22 protein-coding genes are annotated in these 21,576 nt (G+C 57.8%); 18 read left to right on the top strand and 4 right to left on the bottom strand.

From position 1 onward, the window contains the following. The first annotated feature begins 19 nt into the window (after window positions 1-19). The 12 genes from GS632_RS00435 (at window position 20) to rarD (ending at window position 12,459) form a co-directional block, all read left to right on the top strand. The gene (locus GS632_RS00435) at window positions 20-475 is read left to right on the top strand and encodes a GAF domain-containing protein (protein WP_171721954.1); all 456 of its coding nucleotides are present in this window, start codon (window positions 20-22) and stop codon (window positions 473-475) included. Between the two features lie 99 nt (window positions 476-574). Continuing rightward, window positions 575-1,117 carry a GNAT family N-acetyltransferase gene (locus GS632_RS00430; RefSeq protein ID WP_171180218.1) on the top strand — a complete coding sequence of 181 codons (543 nt, stop codon included), beginning with the start codon at window positions 575-577 and terminating at the stop codon, window positions 1,115-1,117. A 145-nt stretch (window positions 1,118-1,262) separates the two neighbouring features. Further along, window positions 1,263-1,832 (top strand): XRE family transcriptional regulator, encoded by a 570-nt coding sequence (locus tag GS632_RS00425; protein ID WP_171180216.1) that lies wholly within the window; start codon window positions 1,263-1,265, stop codon window positions 1,830-1,832. Continuing rightward, window positions 1,832-2,455, top strand: coding sequence for a LysE family translocator (locus GS632_RS00420; protein ID WP_171721953.1), 624 nt, complete (start codon window positions 1,832-1,834; stop codon window positions 2,453-2,455). Before GS632_RS00425 ends, GS632_RS00420 begins: the two co-directional genes overlap by 1 nt. 4 nt (window positions 2,456-2,459) lie before the next feature. Then, window positions 2,460-2,840 (top strand): GFA family protein, encoded by a 381-nt coding sequence (locus GS632_RS00415; protein ID WP_171721952.1) that lies wholly within the window; start codon window positions 2,460-2,462, stop codon window positions 2,838-2,840. A 16-nt stretch (window positions 2,841-2,856) separates the two neighbouring features. Further along, window positions 2,857-5,304 (top strand): FAD-dependent oxidoreductase, encoded by a 2,448-nt coding sequence (locus tag GS632_RS00410; RefSeq protein WP_171721951.1) that lies wholly within the window; start codon window positions 2,857-2,859, stop codon window positions 5,302-5,304. An 18-nt stretch (window positions 5,305-5,322) separates the two neighbouring features. Next, on the top strand, window positions 5,323-5,799 hold the full coding sequence (locus GS632_RS00405) for a cupin domain-containing protein (protein WP_171721950.1): 477 nt from the start codon (window positions 5,323-5,325) through the stop codon (window positions 5,797-5,799). Window position 5,800: 1 nt separating this feature from the next. Further along, on the top strand, window positions 5,801-6,868 hold the full coding sequence (locus GS632_RS00400; protein ID WP_171721949.1) for an alcohol dehydrogenase family protein: 1,068 nt from the start codon (window positions 5,801-5,803) through the stop codon (window positions 6,866-6,868). After that, window positions 6,865-7,758: a homocysteine S-methyltransferase family protein gene (locus GS632_RS00395; RefSeq protein WP_171721948.1), complete on the top strand. Its 894-nt coding sequence runs from the start codon at window positions 6,865-6,867 to the stop codon at window positions 7,756-7,758. Before GS632_RS00400 ends, GS632_RS00395 begins: the two co-directional genes overlap by 4 nt. Window positions 7,759-7,766: 8 nt before the next feature. Beyond that, window positions 7,767-8,744 carry a GlxA family transcriptional regulator gene (locus tag GS632_RS00390; RefSeq protein ID WP_171236059.1) on the top strand — a complete coding sequence of 326 codons (978 nt, stop codon included), beginning with the start codon at window positions 7,767-7,769 and terminating at the stop codon, window positions 8,742-8,744. Between the two features lie 90 nt (window positions 8,745-8,834). Continuing rightward, complete coding sequence (locus GS632_RS00385; protein ID WP_171721947.1) at window positions 8,835-11,288, top strand: FAD-dependent oxidoreductase; 2,454 nt, start codon at window positions 8,835-8,837, stop codon at window positions 11,286-11,288. Window positions 11,289-11,553: 265 nt separating this feature from the next. Next, window positions 11,554-12,459, top strand: coding sequence for an EamA family transporter RarD (gene rarD / locus GS632_RS00380; protein WP_171721946.1), 906 nt, complete (start codon window positions 11,554-11,556; stop codon window positions 12,457-12,459). Here the strand turns inward: rarD and GS632_RS00375 are convergent. Both GS632_RS00375 and GS632_RS00370 read right to left on the bottom strand, forming a co-directional pair. Beyond that, the gene (locus GS632_RS00375; protein ID WP_371810043.1) at window positions 12,450-13,160 is read right to left on the bottom strand and encodes an SGNH/GDSL hydrolase family protein; all 711 of its coding nucleotides are present in this window, start codon (window positions 13,158-13,160) and stop codon (window positions 12,450-12,452) included. The genes rarD and GS632_RS00375 overlap by 10 nt on opposite strands. 2 nt (window positions 13,161-13,162) lie before the next feature. Beyond that, entirely contained in the window at window positions 13,163-13,573 is a 411-nt protein-coding gene (locus tag GS632_RS00370; RefSeq protein WP_171721945.1) for a nuclear transport factor 2 family protein, read from the bottom strand. Window positions 13,574-13,665: 92 nt separating this feature from the next. Here GS632_RS00370 and GS632_RS00365 point away from each other — a divergent pair, with 92 nt between their 5' ends. The 3 genes from GS632_RS00365 to GS632_RS00355 all read left to right on the top strand — a co-directional run bounded on the left by GS632_RS00365 (window position 13,666) and on the right by GS632_RS00355 (window position 15,794). Next, window positions 13,666-14,313 (top strand): RluA family pseudouridine synthase, encoded by a 648-nt coding sequence (locus tag GS632_RS00365; RefSeq protein ID WP_171620041.1) that lies wholly within the window; start codon window positions 13,666-13,668, stop codon window positions 14,311-14,313. Between the two features lie 134 nt (window positions 14,314-14,447). After that, on the top strand, window positions 14,448-15,119 hold the full coding sequence (locus GS632_RS00360) for an OmpA family protein (RefSeq protein WP_171620039.1): 672 nt from the start codon (window positions 14,448-14,450) through the stop codon (window positions 15,117-15,119). A gap of 132 nt (window positions 15,120-15,251) precedes the next feature. Next, window positions 15,252-15,794, top strand: a complete 543-nt coding sequence (locus GS632_RS00355) for an NADPH-dependent FMN reductase (protein ID WP_171721944.1) — start codon at window positions 15,252-15,254, stop codon at window positions 15,792-15,794. Between the two features lie 92 nt (window positions 15,795-15,886). On the opposite strand, the gene GS632_RS00350 is transcribed toward GS632_RS00355, so the two are convergent. Continuing rightward, on the bottom strand, window positions 15,887-16,921 hold the full coding sequence (locus GS632_RS00350) for an FAD-binding oxidoreductase (RefSeq protein WP_171721943.1): 1,035 nt from the start codon (window positions 16,919-16,921) through the stop codon (window positions 15,887-15,889). A gap of 55 nt (window positions 16,922-16,976) precedes the next feature. Here GS632_RS00350 and mnmD point away from each other — a divergent pair, with 55 nt between their 5' ends. Both mnmD and GS632_RS00340 read left to right on the top strand, forming a co-directional pair. Further along, window positions 16,977-17,642: a tRNA (5-methylaminomethyl-2-thiouridine)(34)-methyltransferase MnmD gene (gene mnmD / locus GS632_RS00345; RefSeq protein WP_171180184.1), complete on the top strand. Its 666-nt coding sequence runs from the start codon at window positions 16,977-16,979 to the stop codon at window positions 17,640-17,642. Next, entirely contained in the window at window positions 17,639-18,508 is an 870-nt protein-coding gene (locus GS632_RS00340) for a DMT family transporter (protein ID WP_171721942.1), read from the top strand. The genes mnmD and GS632_RS00340 overlap by 4 nt, the downstream gene beginning before the upstream one ends. On the opposite strand, the gene GS632_RS00335 is transcribed toward GS632_RS00340, so the two are convergent. Beyond that, on the bottom strand, window positions 18,482-20,455 hold the full coding sequence (locus GS632_RS00335) for a lytic transglycosylase domain-containing protein (RefSeq protein ID WP_171721941.1): 1,974 nt from the start codon (window positions 20,453-20,455) through the stop codon (window positions 18,482-18,484). The genes GS632_RS00340 and GS632_RS00335 overlap by 27 nt on opposite strands. Before the next feature lie 134 nt (window positions 20,456-20,589). On the opposite strand from GS632_RS00335, the gene dapA reads away from it, so the two are divergent. Then, on the top strand, window positions 20,590-21,462 hold the full coding sequence (gene dapA, locus GS632_RS00330; RefSeq protein WP_171180179.1) for a 4-hydroxy-tetrahydrodipicolinate synthase: 873 nt from the start codon (window positions 20,590-20,592) through the stop codon (window positions 21,460-21,462). The last annotated feature ends 114 nt before the right edge of the window (window positions 21,463-21,576 follow it).

The raw sequence follows: 21,576 nt of genomic DNA, 5'->3' as shown, positions 1-21,576 counted from the left end.
CCCCTATGGATAAGAAACAATGAAAGTCGAATACGATACCCTGACCAAGACAATCGCGGCCTTGACTGAAGGCGAAACGGATCTGGTCGCTTTGATGGCCACGGTCGCGTGCGAGGTGCATCATTCCGATGACCGCTTTGACTGGACAGGGTTTTATCGGGTCGTTGACCCTGGCTTGTTGAAAATCGGCCCTTATCAAGGCGGGCACGGTTGCCTTGTCATCCCATTTGACCGGGGCGTCTGTGGTGCCGCCGCAAGGACAGGTGAGGTGCAGCTTGTGCCGGATGTCGACGCCTTCCCCGGCCATGTTGCGTGCGCCTCTTCAACTCGGTCCGAGTTGGTTTTACCCGTTCGCAACGCAGCGGGTGAGGTGATCGCGGTTTTTGACATCGACAGCAATCAACCGGATGCGTTTTCGGTCGATGACGCGGAAAATCTGTCGACGATTCTGTCACAGACCTTCGCTTCAGCGTAGCAGTTTTTGGATGGGTTCAGACTCGTTCAATGGTGGCTGTGTTTTGGTTCTTCTCGGCATCTGATACAGTGTAGCTGCCGAATTTGAGTTGGAGCGGGCATGACACCAAACCAGTTCTCCACACCGCGCCTTTTGGTCAATCATTGGACGGAAGAACTTCAGGTCCCGTTGCTGCGGCAGAAACTCGAAAGCGAGCTCAGCACATTGCTGACACCCAATGTCTTGAAGTGCTTGCCGCCATCCATGCAGTTGCAGGATCGGGACATTTCGCACTGGATCGACGCCCGTTGCGTTGAAAGTGATGTTCTGGTGGTGCGGCAAAGACAAGATGGTCATCTGATCGGACTTACGATTCTGGCTACTGAGTTAAGTCTCAATGCAGTCCCAAATATTCATCTCGGCTATCTGATCGCAGAAAACGCCTGGGGCAATGGCTATGCCTCAGAGCTTTTGGATGGGCTGATCGCTGCGTTGACACCGGGCCCGGTCACACGCCTTGTTGCCGGGGTAGGACGTGATAACCCGGCTTCCACCCGCGTTCTTCAAAAATCAGGCTTTGTGTTGCTTTGTGAAAATGCGCCGGCAGATACCGAGATGTATGTCTGCCAAACCGGTAAACCGACAGAGCCATCGGCTGTTTAGTTTCCAAAGGCAGATTACCTGCGATGCAAGCCCGAGTGCGCATCGATCCGGAATGAGGGGTGCATGAAAAAAGGCTTGGATTTTTCACCAAATTGCCTCATCGTGAAAAAAGGATAAAAAATTTCACGAGATTCGGAGTGTCTGTGTGAACAACCAAGCCCCACAAAGCGCGACATTGGGTGCTGACTTGCGTGCCTTGCGCAAGGCGCGTGGGTTAACCCTGACCGAGATCGCGACACGGCTGGAGCGCTCGGTCGGTTGGCTCAGCCAGGTTGAACGGGACATGTCCGACCCTTCCATCTCGGATCTGCGACAGATCGCAGAATGCCTTGGTGTACCTATGTCGATGCTGTTTGCTCATGCGGCGGTTCCGGTTGATGAGAAGGGATATGTTGTTCGTGCGGGAACGCGCCGGCCCATGGGGTCGGGGGAAGAAGGGTTGATCGAAGAACTGCTTTCGCCTGATCTGACCGATGATTTCGAAATGGTGCATTCCACGTTCGAGCCCAATTCGAAGATGCAGACGCCCGCTAATCGCCCGACGCAGGAAGTGGGCTACATGATTTCGGGCCGGTTGGATCTGACCATCGGGTCGCGCGTATTTACCGTTGGCCCGGGTGACAGCTTTCGGATCAAACACGAAACTTACCAATGGTCCAACCCCTATGATGAGCACGCAGTGGCAATCTGGGTCATTGCCCCGCCGGTGTATTGATGAGCTTTGAAGCCTGGACCATATTCGCGCTGTTTTGCGTGGTGTTCGTGACCACGCCGGGTCCGAATGCGGTCAATTGTATCTCGAACGGGATGAGTTTGCCCTTCCCAAAGGCGATGTTGGGTGTTCTGGCAATCCTGACGCAAGCAAGCGCGTTTCTGATCATGTCGGCGCTGGGCATCACCGCACTGATCGCCGCGTCACCGACCGGGTTCTTCGCGGCCAAACTTGTGGGGGCCGCTTTCCTGATTTGGGTCGGCATCCGAGGCTGGATGAACGCTACGAAACCAGCGCCGGCCTCTGAACGACCTGCTCGGCATGTCTATTTTCACGCGCTGGCAGTGGCGACGATCAATCCTAAAAGCGTGGCCGGATACCTCGCTGCCTTTTCGCAATTCGTGCAACCTGACGTGCCGATCTGGCAGCAAATGGGGGTGATCATGCCCACCGCGCTGATCATCACCACGCTCAGCTATACCGGCTTCACCTTGTTGGGTGCGCTGATGGGCAAGGCGGCACTAGGGGCTGTGTTCAACATCTGGGTTCGCCGCGTGATGGCAACCTGTTTCATCATCTATGGCGTGTTGCTGGGGGCCAGCTCCACGCCCACAGCAAGGGGGTAGTCTAATGCATACTGGTTCCTGCCTGTGCGGCGCAGTTGCGTTTACGATCGATGGAGAGCTGTCGCCGCCCTCGGCCTGCCATTGCGGCCAGTGCCGCAGGCAGTCGGGCCATATCTGGTCCTCGATCTCGACCCAGCAGGACAACCTGAGCTTTACCGCCAGTGACACGCTGCGTTGGTTCCGTGCGTCAGATATCGCGCGGCGTGGCTTTTGCAGTGAATGTGGCTCTTTCCTGTTCTGGCAGCACAATGCCGAAGACACGATTTCGATTTCCATGGGTGCGCTCAGCGAACCTACGGGCCTGAAACTCTCAAAGCACATCTTTGTCGCTGACAAAGGTGACTACTACGACATCTCAGACGATCTGCCCCAGCGGGCACAGTAACAGAGGATCAAAACACATGAGTGACTTTCCAACCAAAGCCCGTGTTGTCATCATCGGTGGCGGCGTCGTGGGCTGCTCGTCCCTTTATCATCTGGCCAAGAAGGGCTGGACCGACTGCGTTCTGCTGGAAAAGAACGAGCTGACTGCTGGCTCGACTTGGCACGCGGCGGGCAATGTGCCGACCTTCTCGACCTCATGGGCGATCATGAACATGCAGCGCTACTCGACCGAGCTGTATTCGCGCTTGGCTGAAGAGGTCGACTACCCGATGAACTATCACGTTTCGGGTTCCATCCGTCTGGCGCATAGCAAAGAGCGGATGCAAGAGTTCGAGCGCGCCATGTCCATGGGCCGCTATCAGGGCATCCCGATGGAGATGTGGACCCCCGAACAGGCCAAGGAGCACTATCCGTTCCTTGAGACGCATGACCTTGAGGGCGTTTTATACGATCCCACCGACGGCGATATCGACCCGGCGCAGCTGACGCAGGCGCTGGCCAAAGGCGCGCGCGATCTGGGTCAGAAGATCATCCGCTTCTGTCCTGCGACCGGCGTCACCCAGCATGACGATGGCACCTGGACCGTGCATACGGAAAAGGGCGACATCGCCTGTGACTATGTGGTGAACGCCGCCGGCTATTATGCGCAGCGCGTGGGCGAGATGTTCAAGCCCTATGGCGGCCGCACCGTTCCCGCGATGGTCATGAGCCACCAATACCTGCTGACTGATGAAGTCCCCGAAGTCGAAGCGTGGTCGAAGGAACATGGCGGCAAGCTGCCTCTGCTGCGGGACGTCGATGTCTCCTACTATCTGCGGCAGGAGAAGAACGGCTTCAACCTCGGCCCCTACGAGCCCAACTGCAAAGGCCACTGGATGACCGAAGACGATCCGATGCCCGAGGATTTCAGCTTCCAGCTTTGGAATGACGATCTGGATCGAATCGAGGACATCGTCACCGACGCAATGGAGCGGGTGCCGCTGATGGCAACGTCGGGCGTAGGCCGGGTGATCAACGGCCCGATCCCCTACGCGCCGGATGGCCTGCCGCTGATTGGTCCGATGCCGGGTGTGAAAAACGCGTTCGAGGCGCACAGCTTTACCTTTGGCATCGCGCAGGGCGGTGGCGCGGGCAAGGTGCTGGCCGAGTGGATCGTTGATGGCGCGACCGAGTGGGACATGTGGGCCGTCGATCCGCGCCGTTACACCGATTACACCGATCAGGACTATTGCAACCAGAAAGGCATGGAAGTCTACGGCAACGAATACGCCATGCATTTCCCGCACCACGAATGGCCTGCCGCGCGTGACAAAAAGCTGTCGCCGGTACATGACAAGGTCAAAGCGCTGGGCGGCGTGATGGGTGTGTATAACGGCTGGGAACGTGCCAACTGGTTCGCGCAGCCGGGCGATGATACATCTTTGGAGGCGACGCATACCTGGGGCCGTTCCGGCCCGTGGGAGCAGCGGATCAAAGAAGAATGCGAGGCGGTGCGCGACCATTGCGGCGTGCTTGACCTGCCAGGGTTCTCGCGTTTCATGGTCAAAGGCGAAGGCGCGGCCGAGGCACTGCGTGGCCTAGTAGCTGGAGGATTGCCTAAAGTGGGACGTATCAATCTGGTCTACATCTCGGATGACCGCGGCCGCATCCTGACTGAGATGTCCTGTCTGCGTTTGGGTGAAGATGAGTTCGTCATGATCACTGCCGCGACCGCGCAATGGCATGACCGCGATATTCTGGTGAACGCAATGCCTACCAGCGTATCGGTTGAGGACGTCACCACAACCCGCGACACGCTGATCGTCACCGGCCCAAAGTCGCGTGAGATTCTTTCGGGCCTGACCGATGCCGATCTGTCCTCGGGCTGGCTGACCCACCAGGCCGCGACTGTGGCTGGCCAACCGGCCCATCTGATCCGCGTGTCTTTTGCTGGTGAGTTGGGGTGGGAAGTTCACGCCCTGAACGAGCATATGCCTGCGATCTATGACGCGATCATCGACGCCGGTGCCAAGCCGTTCGGCATGTACGCGCTGAACTCTCTGCGGATCGAGAAAGGCTACCGCGCATGGAAGGGCGATTTGTCGACCGATTACTCGCTGCTCGAAGGTGGTCTGGAGCGGTTCGTCAAACTGGACAAACCGCAGGACTTCCCCGGCAAGGCCGCGATCCTGAGCGAGAAGCAGCAAGGCGTGAAGAAGTCGTTCGTCACCCTGACTGTTGAGGCTGGCGATTGCGACGCGCCATACATGTCCTGCATCTGGCAGGGAGACGAGATCGTCGGTGAGACGACGTCGGGCGCATGGGGGTACCGTGTCGGCAAATCCATCGCTCTGGGCATGATTAAGGCTGAGCTTGCAAACCCGGGTACCGAGCTTGAGGTCGAAATCTACGGCCAAAAGTGCCGCGCTGTGGTAGAGCAGGATCAACCGCTTTGGGATCCCGAGAACGAGCGGTTGCGCGCTTAACCCCTTGCGGAGACCGCCATGAGCAAACGATACGCCAAACTGGGGCCCGGCGAGGGCCCCAACTATGACTGGGAAAATGACCATACCTTCGTGAAGGTGTCAGGTCAGGACACAGACGGCGCATACACGCTTATGGAAGACAATCTGAAGGCCAGCTTCGCGCTTGGCCTTCATCGCCACGATACGCACGCCGAAACCTTCTATTTTTTGGAAGGTGAAGTTGACTTCTATGTCGACGGCGACTGGCATCGATGCGGGCAGGGCACCACGATGCACGTTCCGCCCGGAGTACCGCACGCGTGCCGCATTGCAGGTGATACACCTGCCAAAATGCTCATGATCTTTCAGCCGTCAGGGTTTGATGGGTTCCTTGCCGAACTCGCGAAGATGACCGAGGCAGACTTTGCCGATGAGGCCAAAATGGCGAAGGTCAACGCAAGGTACGATATCGTTCCCATGGGGCCTGTTCCCGCGCACCCGGATGATGAGGTCTGAGATGGCTATCCCCAACACCATGTCTGGCGTTTATCTGACCGGTCACGGTGGACCCGAAGTCTTGGAGTGGCGCGAAGATATTCCGGTGCCAAAGCCCGGTCCGGGCCAAGTGCTTGTTCGGGTTGCCGCGGCCGGTGTGAACAACACGGATATCAACACGCGTGTCGGCTGGTACTCGTCGGATGTGACCGGCGCTACGGATACCGTGGAGCAAGACGTCGAAGCCGGTGGGTGGGGCGGTGCCTTGCACTTCCCTCGCATTCAGGGTGGGGATCTGTGCGGCATTGTCGAGATGGTGGGCGAAGGAGTTCATTTCAGCCCGGGCCAACGCGTAACCTGCCCGATCAACCTTCCGCGCCCGCGTCCCGGACATCCTCGGGGGTTCATTGCGCTGGGGTCAGAGATCGACGGCGCGTTTGCCCAGTATTGTCTAGTAGAGGCGGATGATCTGTACGACGTCAGCACCTCGCCCTTGTCGGATGCTGAAATTGCAGCCATACCCTGTGCCTTTGGAACCGCCGAAAACCTGCTGACCCGCGCAGGCGTGACTGCAGGGCAAAAGGTCTTGATCACTGGTGCGTCAGGTGGTGTCGGTCTGGCCGCTGTACAGCTCGCGTCACTGCGCGGGGCCACTGTATGGGGCGTAACGGGCGCTGCGAAAGCCAAGGTCGTCATGTCCCAGGGGGCAAGAGCTACGTTTGACCGTAGTGAACCGCTGCCTCAAGACATCTTTGATGTGGTCATTGACGTCGTTGGTGGTCCTGCTTGGGCATCGCTGATCCTTGCCCTGAAACCCGGAGGGCACTACGCCGTGTCGGGTGCAATCGCAGGCCCAATTGTTCAGGCCGATCTGCGGGATATCTACTTGCGCGACATCACAATTCACGGGTGCACCCATCAAAGCCCTGAAGTCTTTGGACGTCTTGTCGAATTGATGAATTCGGGACGGATCAAACCGCTGATCTCTTGCACCTATCCGTTAAAGGATATCGCCCAGGCGCAAGCGGACTTCCAATCCAAGACCTTACCGGGCAAGCTGGTTCTTTTGCCTCAAGGAGCGATAGCATGACAGATATCACCCTTTTGGATGGTTCGATCGGGCAGGAACTGGTTAAGCTCAGTGGCAATGCTCCAACGGCGCTTTGGTCAACCCGTGTCATGATTGAACACCCCGAATTGGTGCGCGAAGTTCACGCCGAATATTTTCGGCGTGGGGCCACCATTGCGACCACCAACACATATGCGGTTCACCGGTCGCGACTGCGGTTTGAAAACATCGAAGATCAGCTTGAGGCCCTTGTTGATACGGCCGTCTCGCAAGCGCAAGCGGCTTGCGAGGGTCGGCAAGGGCGCGTTGCCGGATCATTGGGGCCTTTGCTGGCATCGTACAGACCTGACCTGAAGCCCGACCCAATCGATGCTGGTGAGAAATTTGCGGAACTGGTTGGCCTTATGGCGGATCACGTAGATCTGTTTCTGATCGAGACGGTGTCATCAGTACTTGAAGCCGAAGGTGCGCTACGGGGTACGTCGGAATGTGGCAAGCCGGTATGGCTTGCTCTTTCAGTAAATGATGACGACGGTCGCTTCCTCAGGTCGGGAGAGCCCTTGGCGGATATTGCTCCGCTTATCAAAGAGTTTTCCCCGGATGCGCTGTTGATCAACTGTTCGCGTCCCGAAGCGATCCCGGCCGCGTTGGAGATCCTGTCCGGCATGTCCCTGCCATTTGGGGCCTATGCCAATGGGTTCACGCATATCTCGGACGGGTTCCTCGAAGATGCGCCGACAGTGGACGCATTGGAACAACGTCACGATCTTGGCCCGGACGCTTATGCAGATCACGCGATGCGTTGGATCAATCAGGGTGCTACTATTGTTGGCGGATGCTGCGAAATCGGCCCGGATCATATCGAAACACTGGCCAACCGTTTGCGGGCGGCCGGGCACAATATCGTCTGAGCACACAGATGACAGCAGAAGCGACACAGAGAAGCCCAAAGCAGACGATCCAGCATTTCGACATACTGGTCGCGCCCGGTTTTGTGCTGCTTGAGCTCGCCTCGCTGGTGGATGTTCTGCGTGTGGCGAACCGTGTTTGTGCTTCTCCACCTTTCACATATTCGTACCGGTCGCTGCGCGGTGGCGATGTGGCCAGCAGCAGTGACGCGGTTGTTTCGACCTCAATTGTGCCGCAGCAGCCCAAGGCGGACTATCTATTTGTCATCGGCAATTCCGACCCGGATCAACCCGACCTGTCGCTTGGGCGCACTGTCTCGGATTATACGTACCGTGGTGCACAGGTTTTTCTGCTGTCTGAAGCCGCCAGCCGTTACATAGATGAAAAAGGCACCGAAGACCTGGCAACCCATTGGGAAAATGCCTCTTTCCTGCGTGAGCGCGGCGCCCGGTTTGAGGCGAAACTTCTGATTGCCACAGAGAACGGACCTGTGGTCACATGTGCGGGCATGGGTGCGACTGCGGACATCGCACTGGCTGTCATCGGGCGGCACATCTCGGGGCCGGCGAAAATGACCGTCGCGGATATCATGCTGCATGAGCAGATTCGCGACTTTTCTTCCATGCAGCCGTTTTCCGGGGCAAAAACCTCGGCCACCGGAGATGCAAAACTGGATCAGTGCATCAAACTGATGCAAGAGAACATCGAAGATCCGCTGCCCATCCAGCAGATTGTCGAGGATCTGAACCTGTCGAATCGGTCGCTGGAGCGTAAGTTCAAATCCTTTTTGGGCACCACGCCCAATGGGTTTTATCGTGAAATGCGTCTGGCAAAGGCCAACAACTTGCTTATGAACACCACGATGAGCGTGCGCGAAATCGGTATGGCTTGTGGGTTTCCAAACGGATTTTCTTCTGTTTACAAGAGCTTCTTCGGGGTTACTCCGTTTGTCATGAGGCGGGACAGGCGTCAGACCAACCAAAGATGATTTTCACGAATTTGGTGACGTTTTTGGTGCATTTCCTGTCGACCTCCTATGGCATCCTTCCGCAGACCAAACACTATCGGAGTCGTCATCATGGTTGATCTTCCCAGCAAGGCCCGCGTGGTCATTATTGGCGGCGGTGTCATCGGATGTTCTGTTGCCTATCACCTGACCAAAAAGGGCTGGAAGGATGTTGTTCTTCTGGAACGCAAGCAGCTAACCAGCGGTACCACATGGCACGCGGCGGGTTTGATCGCACAACTGCGTGCCACTGCGAACATGACCAAGCTGGCGAAATACAGCCAGGAACTTTACGGATCTCTGGAAGAAGAAACCGGTGTTGCCACGGGCTTCAAACGCTGTGGATCAATCACCGTGGCTTTGACCGACGAGCGCAAGGAAGAGATTTACCGTCAGGCGGCCATGGCGCGCGCCTTTGGTGTCGAGGTCGAAGAAATCTCGAACGAACGCGTTCAGGAGCTGTATCCGCATATCAATCTCGATGGCGTCAAAGGGGCCGTTTACCTGCCGCTGGACGGCCAGGGTGATCCCGCCAATATCGCACTGGCGCTGGCCAAAGGTGCACGGCAACGCGGCGCCGTCGTGAAGGAACGGGTTAAAGTCACTGACATCGTCAAGCAGGGCCGTTCTGTCACCGGGGTGGATTGGGTCGCGGATGACGGCAGCGCTTCGGGCCATATCGAATGCGACATGGTGGTGAACTGCGCCGGGATGTGGGGCCACGAGGTAGGCCGCATGGCGGGTACCAACGTGCCGCTTCATGCGTGCGAGCATTTCTATATCGTGACCGAAAATATCGACGGTCTGACCCAACTGCCAGTGCTGCGTGTGCCTGACGAATGCGCGTATTACAAAGAAGATGCAGGTAAAATCCTGCTGGGCGCGTTCGAACCCAACGCGAAACCGTGGGCAATGGACGGCATCCCGGACACGTTCGAATTCGATCAACTCCCCGAAGACTTCGACCATTTTGAGCCGATCCTCGAAGCTGCGTGTGAGCGGATGCCGATGCTGGCCGAAGCCGGTATCCACACTTTCTTCAACGGCCCGGAATCGTTCACACCTGACGATGCCTATCATTTAGGCCTTGCGCCCGAGATGGATAATGTATGGGTCGCTGCGGGCTTCAACTCGATCGGTATTCAGTCTGCCGGTGGCGCGGGTATGGCGCTGGCTGAATGGATGGACACAGGCGAGAAACCCTTTGATCTGGGCGATGTGGACATCAGCCGGATGCAGCCGTTCCAGGGCAATAAAAAGTACCTCTTCGAACGCTCGAAAGAGACGCTGGGGCTGCTGTATGCCGACCACTTCCCCTATCGTCAAAAAGCCACTGCGCGCGGTGTGCGTCGAACGCCGTTCCACCACCACCTTTTGGAACAGGGTGCTGTCATGGGCGAGTTGGCTGGTTGGGAGCGCGCCAACTGGTTCGCGGGTGAAGGGCAAGAGCGCGCATACCAGTATAGCTGGAAGCGTCAGAACTGGTTCAAGAACTCGGCTGCTGAACACCGCGCCGTGCGCGAAAATGTCGGCATGTATGACATGTCGTCTTTCGGCAAGGTCCGCGTCGAAGGTCCCGACGCCGAAAAGTTCATGAACTATATCGGTGGTGGCGACTACTCGGTACCTAATGGCAAGATTGTCTACACGCAGTTTCTGAACCGTGCCGGCGGGATCGAAGCCGATGTGACTGTCACACGACTGAGCGAAACCGCATATCTGGTCGTGACTCCTGCTGCGACACGTCAGGCAGATCAAACCTGGATGATGCGCCACGCGGGCGATTTCAACGTCGTGATCACCGATGTCACAGCAGGTGAGGGTGTCTTGGCCGTTATGGGGCCCAACTCGCGTGCTCTGCTCGAGAAAGTGTCGCCCAACGATTTCACCAACGCGGCCAACCCCTTCGGCACTGCGCAGGAGATTGAGATCGGAATGGGCCTGGCGCGTGCTCATCGCGTCACCTATGTGGGCGAGCTTGGATGGGAGATCTATGTTTCTGCGGACATGGCAGGCCATGTATTCGAAACCCTCCACGAGGCCGGACAGGATATGGGGCTGAAGCTGTGCGGGATGCACATGATGGACAGCGCCCGTATCGAAAAAGGCTTCCGCCATTTCGGGCACGACATCACCTGCGAGGATCATGTGGTGGATGCGGGTCTTGGCTTTGCCGTCAAGGTGGACAAGGGCAGCGACTTCATCGGTCGGGAAGCCGTGATTGCCCGCAAGGAAAGTGGCCCCAAGAACCGGTTGGTGCAGTTCAAGTTAACAGACGCTGAACCGCTGCTGTTCCACAACGAACCAATTGTCCGCGATGGCGAATATGTGGGCTATCTGAGTTCGGGCAACTATGGCCACACATTGGGCGGTGCCATTGGTCTGGGTTATGTCCCATGCGAAGGCGAAAAGCCTGCGGACGTTCTGGCATCCACTTATGAGATCGATGTCTGTGGGGTGAAGGTTAGAGCAGAAGCTTCGCTTAAGCCGATGTACGACCCAAAATCCGAGCGCGTGAAAGTCTGACAATGGCGAGGGGGCACTGCCCCCGCCGCCCTTCTCGGGCGACTCCCCCGAGGTATTTGGGGCCAGATGAATGTAGGATCCCTTGTTCATCTGGCCTAAAAATACCTCGGAGCGCGAGGCAGCGCCTCGCTGCACTAACATGGGTTTCCAGGCGACGTCTGAGATCGACCCATCACTATTCGTTATGTACGACTTCACGGTTTTCAGAGTTTTCAAGTTGACCTGAACTGCCGTAAGTGTGTCCGGTACTTACCGGAGACTTACTGTGGCAAACACGCCTCCTGCTTCTCAGAATGCAGATACCCCGAAGGGCCTTGCGCTTGCGGTTACCGCCTATGTTTTGTGGGGGTTTCTGCCGCTTTACCTGAAAGCGCTGGACCATATCGGGCCGGTTGAGGTTGTGGCCCATCGCATTATTTGGTCGGTTCCGGTGGCCGGGTTGCTGTTGGTTATTCTCGGGCGCACTAGGGACCTTAAGGCGGCTCTGACCAATCCGAAGATGTTGGGGATGGCTGCATTGACGGCAGCGCTGATCTCGGTGAACTGGGCGATTTATGTTTGGGCAATTTCTACAGGGCACGCGTTGGATGCAGCGCTGGGATATTATATCAACCCCCTCTTCAGCATCGCACTCGGCGCGATTTTGTTGCGCGAGCCATTGACGCGGACGCATTTGGTGGCCGTAGGTCTGCCCGCTTTGGGTGTGTTGGTTTTGGTCCTGGAAGCGGGTCGACTACCTTGGGCTGCGCTTGGTCTGATGGTCAGCTGGGGATTTTACGCTTTTTTCAAACGATCTCTGCCAATTGGACCCAATCAAGGATTCTTGCTTGAGGTGCTGATCCTTTTGATCCCGGCTTTGGTCTACGTCACATTTCTGGGTGTGCAGGGTACGGGAAAATTTGGCGTGGCTCTTTCCGATACCTTGCTGTTGTCCTGCGCCGGAATCGTGACGGCCGTGCCGCTGCTGGTCTATGCAAACGGTGCCAAGCTGGTGCGGCTGTCCACGATGGGTATCCTGCAGTACATCGCGCCGACCATGATCTTTGTGACGGCAATCACTGTTTTTGGCGAAAAGATCGACACCGGTCGGATGATCGCTTTCCCGCTGATCTGGGCGGCGTTGATTGTCTATTCGATCCCGATGATCCGGCAGGCGCGGGCTCAGGCCTGACGCAACAATTGCGCTGCGGCGTCCGCCCAAAGGGCGTAGGCGTGTGGACTGGGATGATAGCCGTCCGGGGCAGCAAGCGCCGGGTCATCCGGCAGATCGAGTTTCAGATGCTGGACATGGGGGTAGGCCGACACAACCTGCTGCAGTGCCTGATCCAGCCGGGCCGCCTGACGGCCGAGGACCCAAGCCAAAGGATGGGACAAAGCCGGGAACCTGTTCATCTGTGGAACGCCGGTTACGACAATGCGTCGTGCTCCCAGATCGTTGGACAGAGCAGTGATAAGCTGCGTTTGGCGGTACGCAAATTGTCGGGATGTAACGGCACGGGTCACATCATTGACGCCCAACGCCGTGACAACTGCGTCAAACTCCCCCTTCAGGCTTTTCAAGCGGTCGAGTGTGTCCAGTGTTGTGTATCCCGTGGTCGCTTCCAATTGCCACTCGACCGAATAGTGTTTGGCCAGCCGGTCAACCAACTGCCCAGACAGAGCCTGCGCCTGAGTTCCGGCCCCAACACCAGCCGCCGAGCTGTCGCCACAGATGAGCAGGCGCAGGCGTGGTCCGCGACCTGATCGGCCATTCCGCGGGCCCGTCGGCTCTGGCAACATCTGAGCGTTGCTCCGGACTGAAAGCCCCTGCGCTGCCAGAACCGGCAGCAGAGGAATGCGCAGGACCTGATCGGCTGCAATCAAACCGCGCACGATCAGCTCAGGGCGTCTTTGAACTTGAGAAACCGTGCATCGGTCATAACGCGCGCCATCATCGCCTCTCGTAGTGCACCCACTGTCTTGTATGGCCGCATCGCGACCTCGAAGGTTTGAATCAAACCGTCGTCGTTTAGCGTGATCAGATCCACCCCGATCCCGTCAAGATCGCCGACCTTGCACTGGAATTCCAACGCCCAGTCTTTTCCTTCGCCCATGATGCGGCGATAGCGGAAGTCTGAAAACACCTGACCAACATGTCCCAGAACGGCGGCCACCGGCGCGCGCCCGGTCCAGGTGCTGTAGTAGGTTGGGGGCAGGAACCGGACATCCTTGGCCAGAAGCGCGTGGATCAGGGTTTCATCGCCTTTGGCGACAACCTCTTGTATTCGTTCGATGGTCGGGTGCATGTCGTTTCCTCCTGTGTCGAAGGTCTCTGAACATTGCCCAACAGGCAAGGACGACGTTGCGGGAGGTCACGGGCTGCGATAGGCAGGCCCCCATGAGCGAGACTTATGCCCCCCCTCAAACCCCGCTGGATGTCTTGCACGAAGACGCGCAACTCATTGTGGTGAACAAACCGTCTGGCCTGCTTTCGGTGCCGGGGCGTGGTGAACACCTGGCCGATTGTCTTTTGACTCGGGTGCAGGCGGCTTTTCCCCAGGCATTGCTGGTGCATCGGTTGGACCGGGATACATCAGGGGTCATGGTTTTTGCCCAAACGCCCCATGCTCAGCGCAATCTGAGCATGCAGTTCGAACAGCGCCAGACCCGCAAAACCTATGTCGCCCGTGTCTGGGGTCGGCTGGAGCCAAAGACCGGCACAGTGGACCTGCCTTTGATTGTGGACTGGCCCAACCGGCCCCGACAAATGGTCTGCCACGACACCGGAAAGCCTGCGCTCACCGATTGGCGCGTCGTAAAACATGAGGGCGACACAACGCGTGTGCGCCTGTTTCCCAAAACCGGTCGGTCTCATCAGTTGCGGGTTCACATGCAGGCGTTGGGTCATCCGATTCTGGGCGACCCGTTTTATGCAACGGGTGCTGCGGCGGATTTCCCAAGATTAATGCTGCATTCGGAAGAACTGCGCCTGAAACACCCAGAAGGCGGGGTTTCGATGAAATTTCGTGCCGGGGCCGATTTTTGAAGAATTCGCATCCCAGTTGGCGGCTAATTGCCGATCTCACTGGATTGTTGCTTGAGATCCAACACCCTGACCGTGATATACTGGGGAAAACCAAAAGCGCCTGACAAACGGGTGTTTGAGCAGAAGGTGATATCATGACGATTTCCAAGTTTATTCTGGCCACGGGGCTGAGTTCGGCTCTTGTTCTGTCGGCTTGCACAGATCCGGGTACGTTGTCGGTGCAAAGCGATCCGAACCAAAATACCAAGCAAGGCGCCGTTCTGGGCGGTCTTGTCGGGGCGGGCATCGGGGCGATTGCCAACAACTCGAACCCCGGTCTGGGCGCGCTGGCAGGGGCCGCAATTGGCGCTGCTGGTGGCGGTCTGATCGGCAACCAGCTGGACAAACAGGCGGCAGAGCTGCGTCAGCAATTGGCAAATGACGGGATCACCATCGTTAATGCGGGTGACCGGCTGATTGTGACTGTTCCTAACGATATTACCTTTGACACCGACAGTTCGACCGTGCGCCCGGCGCTGCGATCGGATTTGGTGAAAGTGGGTCAAAATCTGGTCAATTACCCCAATTCGAACGTGCAGATCATCGGTCACACAGACAGCGACGGTGACGCGGGTTACAATCAAGGGTTGTCTGAGCGTCGCGCCAATGCGGTTGCGGATGTCCTGCAGGCTAATGGTGTCAGCTATAATCGCATCACAACAATCGGTCAGGGCGAGAACAATCCTGTGGCATCGAACCTGACACCGGAAGGCAAGGCGCAAAACAGGCGGGTTGAAATCGTTGTTGTGCCCAGCGGAAACGCGTAACGCGGATTAAACATTTTGCACGGGGTCGCCTTTGGCGGCCCCGTTTGCGCATTGACTGTGCGTCAAATGGGGTTTGGAACAGGTCCAACTCGGGCTAGTTTCCCAGAAATCACAGAAATGGAGTTCCCCTAGATGTCTCAACCCACTCTCCTTGGTCTGTCCGGGTCCCTGCGTCAGGATGCGTCCAATCGCAAGCTTTTGCGAGAAGCGGCCCGGTTGTTTGATCCGACCCACTTTGTCGAAGCAGACCTGAACTTGCCCCTTTATGACGGGGATCTGGAAGAGGGTGAGGGCATACCGGCAGCGGTGCAGTCTCTGGCAGATCAAATCGCACAGGCTGACGCGGTAATTATCTCGACGCCGGAGTACAATAAGGGTCCATCTGGCGTTCTGAAGAACGCGCTGGACTGGGTCAGCCGCACTCAGGGTAACCCTTGGGCCGACAAACCGGTTGCGGTCATGTCGGCGGCAGCGGGTCGCGCAGGTGGTGAGCGGGCACAGATGATCCTGCGGTCGTTTATGGTGCCCTTTCAGCCACGCATTCTGCAGGGGCCTGAAATCCATCTGGCGAACAGTTCGAATGAGTTTGACGAGCACGGAAAACTGGCCTCTGAACGCTATGAAAAGTCACTGCACAAACTGATGCAGAAACTCCGGGCCGAGGCTGGTATCTGACAGCGGCCCGCGTATTGGGCATGGCACGTTCGGGCTGACTAGCCTCAAAGGGTGGTGTTTGGTCTATGCGTCCATCTCGTAGAGTGCATCGATTACAATGAGGCGTCGGGTCGGAAATCTTCGGGGATTTCATCCCGGTCTTCCAGCATCAGATCAGCCATGACCTCGGCGATCTTGGGGGCCATGCCAAACCCGATCTTGAACCCGCCATTTGCGATGAACTGCCCCTGATGCAATGGATGTGCGCCCAGCATTGGCGCGCGGCTGTTACTGCGGGGGCGGACACCAGCCCAGCGTTCTATTACCTCGGCCCCGTGCAGCAGCGGCAGGGCGCGCGTGGCGCGGTCAATCACGTCGTCCAGAGCGCTGTCTGTGCTGGTCGGATCGTCATACTCCCGTTCCGAGGTTGATCCGATCGCCAGTGTTCCGTCCGCGTGGGGCACAATATGTATAGCATCGGCAAAGAGCTGCGGGACCTCACCCGCGTCAAAGCGCAGCAGGGCAGCTTGCCCTTTGACGCCGTTGCCAACGGTCTTGCCGTAGGCATCGTTGAGCTCTTGTAACCCGGCAAGGCCAGTTGCGTGCACAACCTGTCCTATGTTTTCCGCATCATTGACAACGTGAACGCCCATAACATCAAGGGCGGCCACAAGCGCGGCGCAGGCTCGTCGGGGGTGCATCCGTGCGGTCAGAGTGTCCCGGATGACAAATCCGGTGGGGCTGGGCGGGCACCACGCTCCAGCTTGCGCGGTGGTGATCACGCGCCATTCGGCCTGACCTTGCCAAAGTCTATCTGCCGTACCTTCGCGCTGCCGCGCAAGGTCAAGGCTGCGGGTATCCGAGATGGGTTGAAGGCGACCCAACCGACCATAACCGGAGGAAACGCCGCCGGTTTCTTCGACTTGCCGCCAGAAAGCTTCAGCCATGATCAGGCTTTCGAACTGAAAGGCTTTCTTGGCGTTCCAGTTTTCAGGTACATGCGGGGCCAATGCGCCGACCAGACCGCCGCTGGAGCCGGCTCCGGGTCCGAATGGATCGACAACCTGCACTTTCGCGCCGCGCCGGGCGCAGGTCCAGGCAATGGACAGGCCGAAAATGCCTGCACCGCGAACTGTAACATCGACCATTGCCAATTCCCTTTTCCTTGTTCAGTGTCGCGCCGCTTAGCTACAGGATTCCCCGATGGCAGACCAGCGTGCCAAATTGACTTGGACCGAGGATCAGATACCGGTCTCGGATCGTTTCGATGATCCCTATTATTCGTTGCAGAACGGGCTGGAAGAGACGCGACACGTGTTTTTGGCCGGCAATGATTTGCCTGCGCGCTTCACACCTGGATTTCACATTGCCGAGCTGGGTTTTGGCACGGGCCTGAATCTGCTGACCGTTTGGTCTGAGTGGGAGAAATCAGGTCAAACAGGACCCTTGCGGTTTACCAGTTTCGAAGCTTTTCCCATGGCCGCGAAAGATATGCAGCGTGCGCTTGAAGCCTTTCCCGAATTGCAAGCGTGGAGCAGCCGGTTTCTTGCGCATTGGACGGGCCGCGATTGCACGCTTGAAACCCTCGCGTTTGAGCTGATCATCGGAGATGCTCGTGAGACTTTGCCGAAATGGGCCGGAATAGCAGATGCCTGGTTTCTTGACGGGTTTTCGCCCGCCAAGAATCCGGAACTATGGGGTGCAGACCTGATGCAGGAGGTTGCAAACCACACCGTTACAGAGGGGACCGCCGCCACATATACCGCCGCAGGCTTTGTGCGCCGAGGGTTGGAGGATGCCGGGTTCGACATCACCCGCGCGCCCGGCTATGGCCGCAAGCGACATATGACGCGGGCATTCAAAGCATGACACAAAAGAACAACGTTGGCGCAGGCATCGCCTTAATGGTGGGCGCGACAATTGTCTTTGCCCTACAGGACGGAATCTCGCGCCATTTGGCCGGGACCTACAACACCTACATGGTGGTTATGATCCGCTATTGGTTCTTCGCGGCGTTTGTCATAGCGATAGCCGCGCGCTCTGCAGGCGGTTTGAGGGCCGCGACGCAAACAAATCAGTTGGGTCTGCAGATCACCCGGGGCGTGTTGTTGGCCGCAGAGATCTGCGTCGCGGTCTTCGGCTTCACTGTGCTTGGACTGATCGACAGCATGGCCATTTTCATATGTTATCCTTTGCTTGTCGCCGCACTCAGCGGGCCGGTTCTGGGCGAACAAGTCGGATGGCGGCGGTGGAGCGCGATTGGAGTGGGGTGTATCGGCGTTCTGATCATTTTGCAGCCCGGCGTTGGGGTATTTGACCCATGGGCGATCATTCCCCTGATTTCCGCCCTGATGTTTGCGATCTACGCCTTGTTGACACGTTATGCCGCGTGTCAGGACAGCACAGCCACCAGCTTTTTCTGGACCGGCGTCTCAGGCGCAGTTGCAATGACTCTGGTCGGTATGTGGTTTTGGGAGCCGATGGTCCCCGCCGACTGGGGCTGGATGGCGTTGCTGTGTGTAAGTGGTGCATCCGGGCACTGGTTGCTGATCAAGTGCTACGAGATGGCCGAGGCCAGCGCGGTGCAGCCCTTCGCCTATTTCCATCTGGTCTGGAGCGCGATTCTGGGGATCTCGGTCTTTGGCGAGATGCTGCGCCCCGAAGTTGTCGTAGGCGCAGCAATTGTTGTGGCCGCAGGGCTGTTCACCTTATGGCGCGAACGCCGCCAGAGATGATCCGATCAGCTCCTGCGAGAACGGGATCGGAAGCGCGGGCTGCCCCAATCGGGCCCGGTACACTGGCAGGCTTTCGGTCACGCGCATCACGTAGTTGCGGGTTTCACTGAACGGAATTGTCTCGATCCAGTCGACGATATCTATCTGGCCGGCGCGGGGGTCGCCAAAACGTTCCATCCACGAGATCGGTCGCCTTGGCCCCGCGTTGTACCCGGCCGCCATCATCACTACGTTGCCGTTGAAATCAGCGGCCAGTCCAGAAAGGTAGTTGGCCCCCAGCTTGGCGTTGTACTGCCAATCCGTGATCAATCGACCGGTTTTGTGGCCACTGAGAATGCCCAGCTCACCTGCGACCAGCTTGGCTGTTGCTGGCATTACCTGCATCAGGCCGCGCGCTCCCGCGCCACTAATGACGACAGGATCAAACTCGCTTTCGCGTCGCGCAATCGCCAGCGTCATTTCCTTGGCCATAGGCAGGCGCATATCGGCCACCGGATGCATCGGGTAATATGCTGCGGGCAAAACAGTGCCTGTGGTCGCTGCCCGCTTGGCGATCATAACCGCCAGGTGCGGCTGTTTCAGCTCGATGACCAAGTCGCCAAGTTGATTGGCCTGTACTGGATCAAGGCTTTCAACCAGATGGGTCAGGAACCTCTCGGACAGGTTCGCCTCTCCGGCCTTCAGCAGCAGCAAGCCTGCTTCCAAAACACTGGAATCGGCAAATTCTGCCTGCCGCCAATGCGGTGCGCGGCGTGGGTTGGCCAGCTCTGTGTCAAACGGCCTTCCTATCTGTTCCGCAGCAAGCAAGCCGTAGAACGAAGTCTGATAGTCGGCCCCTGCGGCATACGCGTCATATGCTTTGTCCGCATCCCCCGACGCAGCATAAGCCCGCCCAAGCCAATAGCCGCCGCGCCCCTTCGAGATTGGGGATCGGACCGCGTCCGAGAAGTTTTGGAAATGCCGTACAGCCGTGGCTGGGTCATTCAGCTTACGCAGCGCCAGAAACCCTGCCAGCCACTCCAGATCTGCATAGCCATAGCCCATTTCAGGTGTCATGTGGTGATTGGCGGCGACGTCGTAAGCTCGTGCCAATCGTCCAGACCGCATCTCAAGCCGTGCCAGACGGCGGCGCCCTTCGGCCCATTTGTCGGGTTCGCCCAAGGCATCCGGGCCAGTCGAACGCGCCAGCATAAGGTCAATGGCACTGTCATCCAGTTCCTTCCTGTCCCGCCAGACAAACCGATCAAAGGCAAGCCCAGGCGCATCCTTTAGCGATTTCGGAACCGCCGCGACTTTGCTGTCTACACCAGGCTGGCGCTTTTGCAAGGCGATCCGCGCCTCTGCCAACTTGCGCTGATCGGCATTGACCAGCGACAGCATTTGGCCGGAACTGACCAGATGACCATCCCACAACATTCGGTCCAAACGTGCGGTGTGATGCGGTTTCAACAGCTTCGCAAAGTTTTCCAGATATGTCTTCTGCAACCCCGAACCCATCGGCATGGTCCGCCACGCGGTGACGATATCCGCTTCGGCGTCTCCGACGCGCCCCTTTGCTTTCAGAGCGATTGCATAGTTCAAAGCACCTTCAGCAGTCTGAGGGGGCATGTCAGAATAAAACTTCAATACCCTGTCAGGATCGGCGCCGGTAAAGACCGGTTCGCTTTTGCGGCGCAACCATGCAAGTCCGGGCCAGTCCGGACGGCGTTCAAGAAACACCAGCACATCGCCCGAGCTGCCGAACCCTTCGCGCAGCCAGTGCCAGACGATGATATCGCGCGATACGGACCCGCGCTGGCCAGACACACGCAGCGCGGCGTTCCAGTCGCCCTTGCGCATTTCATAAAGACCTGCGCGCAAATCACCTGCGGCATCCGCCCGCGCAAGCTGCGGTGCCGTCACTGAATACACAATCACAGCAATCAACAATGCCAGAAAGCGTGTCATCCCTTGCATTTCCCAACCAACCGAGGATAGAGCCTGTGAGGATAAACCGTGCGTCGCCGGGATCAACTCACAAAGCTGGAAACGTGAGGGACCGAGGCGCAAAAACCGCAAATTGCACCTTAAAGGAGCGTGTCATGTTCAAAGGCTCAATGCCAGCCCTCGTCACCCCGTTCAATAACGGCGAGTTGGACCTGAAGACGCTCAAACACCTTGTGGATTGGCAGATCACCGAAGGCTCGACCGGTTTGGTGCCGGTCGGAACCACGGGCGAGAGCCCCACGCTCAGCCATGATGAGCATGAAACGGTGATCGAAGAGGTTGTGAAAACAGCGGCGGGCCGCGTTCCGGTCATCGCCGGGGCCGGATCGAACAATACGGTCGAGGCTATTCGGTTCGTGCAGTTCGCCGAAAAGGTCGGCGCGGACGCAGCGCTGGTCGTCACCCCCTATTACAACAAGCCGACCCAAAACGGCCTGATCGCACATTTTCAGGCTCTGCACGAAGCTGCGAATATTCCGATCATCATCTACAACATTCCCGGGCGGTCCGTTGTCGATATGACACCCTCTACAATGGGTGAGTTGTCGAAGCTGCCACGCATCGTTGGAGTCAAAGACGCCACGGGCGATCTGGCCCGTGTCAGCCAACAGCGCGCGACCTGTGGCTCAGATTTCTGCCAGCTTTCCGGTGAAGATGCGACGGCGCTTGGTTTCAATGCTCATGGCGGTGTTGGCTGCATCTCGGTCACCGCAAACGTAGCCCCCAGGCTCTGTGCCGAGTTCCAACAGGCCACACTGACCGGGGACTATGCAAAAGCGCTGGCCTATCAGGACAAGTTGATGCCGCTGCACGAAGCCATCTTTATCGAGCCGGGCCTTGTTGGCGCCAAATACGCACTCAGCAAACTTGGTCTCTGCAGCACCGAGGTCCGTTCACCTTTGACCGAGCTTGAGGACAGCACCAAGGCCGCAATTGAAGCCGCAATGGCACATGCCAGCCTGATCTAAGATGGACCCGAGATGACAAAGGGCGGCCTCGAAGCACGAGAGCCGCCCTTTTCATTTTACGGGTCCAGACTTCATCTGGCTATAAATACCTCGGGGGAGGCGCGGCTTGCCGCG

The organism is Ruegeria sp. HKCCD7296 (assembly GCF_013110775.1).
In the GTDB taxonomy this organism is placed as follows: Bacteria; Pseudomonadota; Alphaproteobacteria; order Rhodobacterales; family Rhodobacteraceae; genus Ruegeria.
The sequence above is the reverse complement of the archived record's forward strand: the minus strand, read 5'-3'. Positions and strand labels throughout refer to the sequence as shown.

What these genes read in the sequence shown, in the direction of transcription:
- GS632_RS00435 (WP_171721954.1), top strand. Translation starts at nt 20, where the DNA reads ATGAAAGTCGAATACGATACCCTGACCAAGACAATCGCGGCCTTGACT.
- GS632_RS00430 (WP_171180218.1), top strand. Translation starts at nt 575, where the DNA reads ATGACACCAAACCAGTTCTCCACACCGCGCCTTTTGGTCAATCATTGG.
- GS632_RS00420 (WP_171721953.1), top strand. Translation starts at nt 1,832, where the DNA reads ATGAGCTTTGAAGCCTGGACCATATTCGCGCTGTTTTGCGTGGTGTTC.
- GS632_RS00415 (WP_171721952.1), top strand. Translation starts at nt 2,460, where the DNA reads ATGCATACTGGTTCCTGCCTGTGCGGCGCAGTTGCGTTTACGATCGAT.
- GS632_RS00410 (WP_171721951.1), top strand. Translation starts at nt 2,857, where the DNA reads ATGAGTGACTTTCCAACCAAAGCCCGTGTTGTCATCATCGGTGGCGGC.
- GS632_RS00405 (WP_171721950.1), top strand. Translation starts at nt 5,323, where the DNA reads ATGAGCAAACGATACGCCAAACTGGGGCCCGGCGAGGGCCCCAACTAT.
- GS632_RS00400 (WP_171721949.1), top strand. Translation starts at nt 5,801, where the DNA reads ATGGCTATCCCCAACACCATGTCTGGCGTTTATCTGACCGGTCACGGT.
- GS632_RS00395 (WP_171721948.1), top strand. Translation starts at nt 6,865, where the DNA reads ATGACAGATATCACCCTTTTGGATGGTTCGATCGGGCAGGAACTGGTT.
- GS632_RS00390 (WP_171236059.1), top strand. Translation starts at nt 7,767, where the DNA reads ATGACAGCAGAAGCGACACAGAGAAGCCCAAAGCAGACGATCCAGCAT.
- GS632_RS00385 (WP_171721947.1), top strand. Translation starts at nt 8,835, where the DNA reads ATGGTTGATCTTCCCAGCAAGGCCCGCGTGGTCATTATTGGCGGCGGT.
- GS632_RS00370 (WP_171721945.1), bottom strand. Translation starts at nt 13,573, where the DNA reads ATGCACCCGACCATCGAACGAATACAAGAGGTTGTCGCCAAAGGCGAT.
- GS632_RS00365 (WP_171620041.1), top strand. Translation starts at nt 13,666, where the DNA reads ATGAGCGAGACTTATGCCCCCCCTCAAACCCCGCTGGATGTCTTGCAC.
- GS632_RS00360 (WP_171620039.1), top strand. Translation starts at nt 14,448, where the DNA reads ATGACGATTTCCAAGTTTATTCTGGCCACGGGGCTGAGTTCGGCTCTT.
- GS632_RS00355 (WP_171721944.1), top strand. Translation starts at nt 15,252, where the DNA reads ATGTCTCAACCCACTCTCCTTGGTCTGTCCGGGTCCCTGCGTCAGGAT.
- GS632_RS00350 (WP_171721943.1), bottom strand. Translation starts at nt 16,921, where the DNA reads ATGGTCGATGTTACAGTTCGCGGTGCAGGCATTTTCGGCCTGTCCATT.
- mnmD (WP_171180184.1), top strand. Translation starts at nt 16,977, where the DNA reads ATGGCAGACCAGCGTGCCAAATTGACTTGGACCGAGGATCAGATACCG.
- GS632_RS00340 (WP_171721942.1), top strand. Translation starts at nt 17,639, where the DNA reads ATGACACAAAAGAACAACGTTGGCGCAGGCATCGCCTTAATGGTGGGC.
- GS632_RS00335 (WP_171721941.1), bottom strand. Translation starts at nt 20,455, where the DNA reads ATGACACGCTTTCTGGCATTGTTGATTGCTGTGATTGTGTATTCAGTG.
- dapA (WP_171180179.1), top strand. Translation starts at nt 20,590, where the DNA reads ATGTTCAAAGGCTCAATGCCAGCCCTCGTCACCCCGTTCAATAACGGC.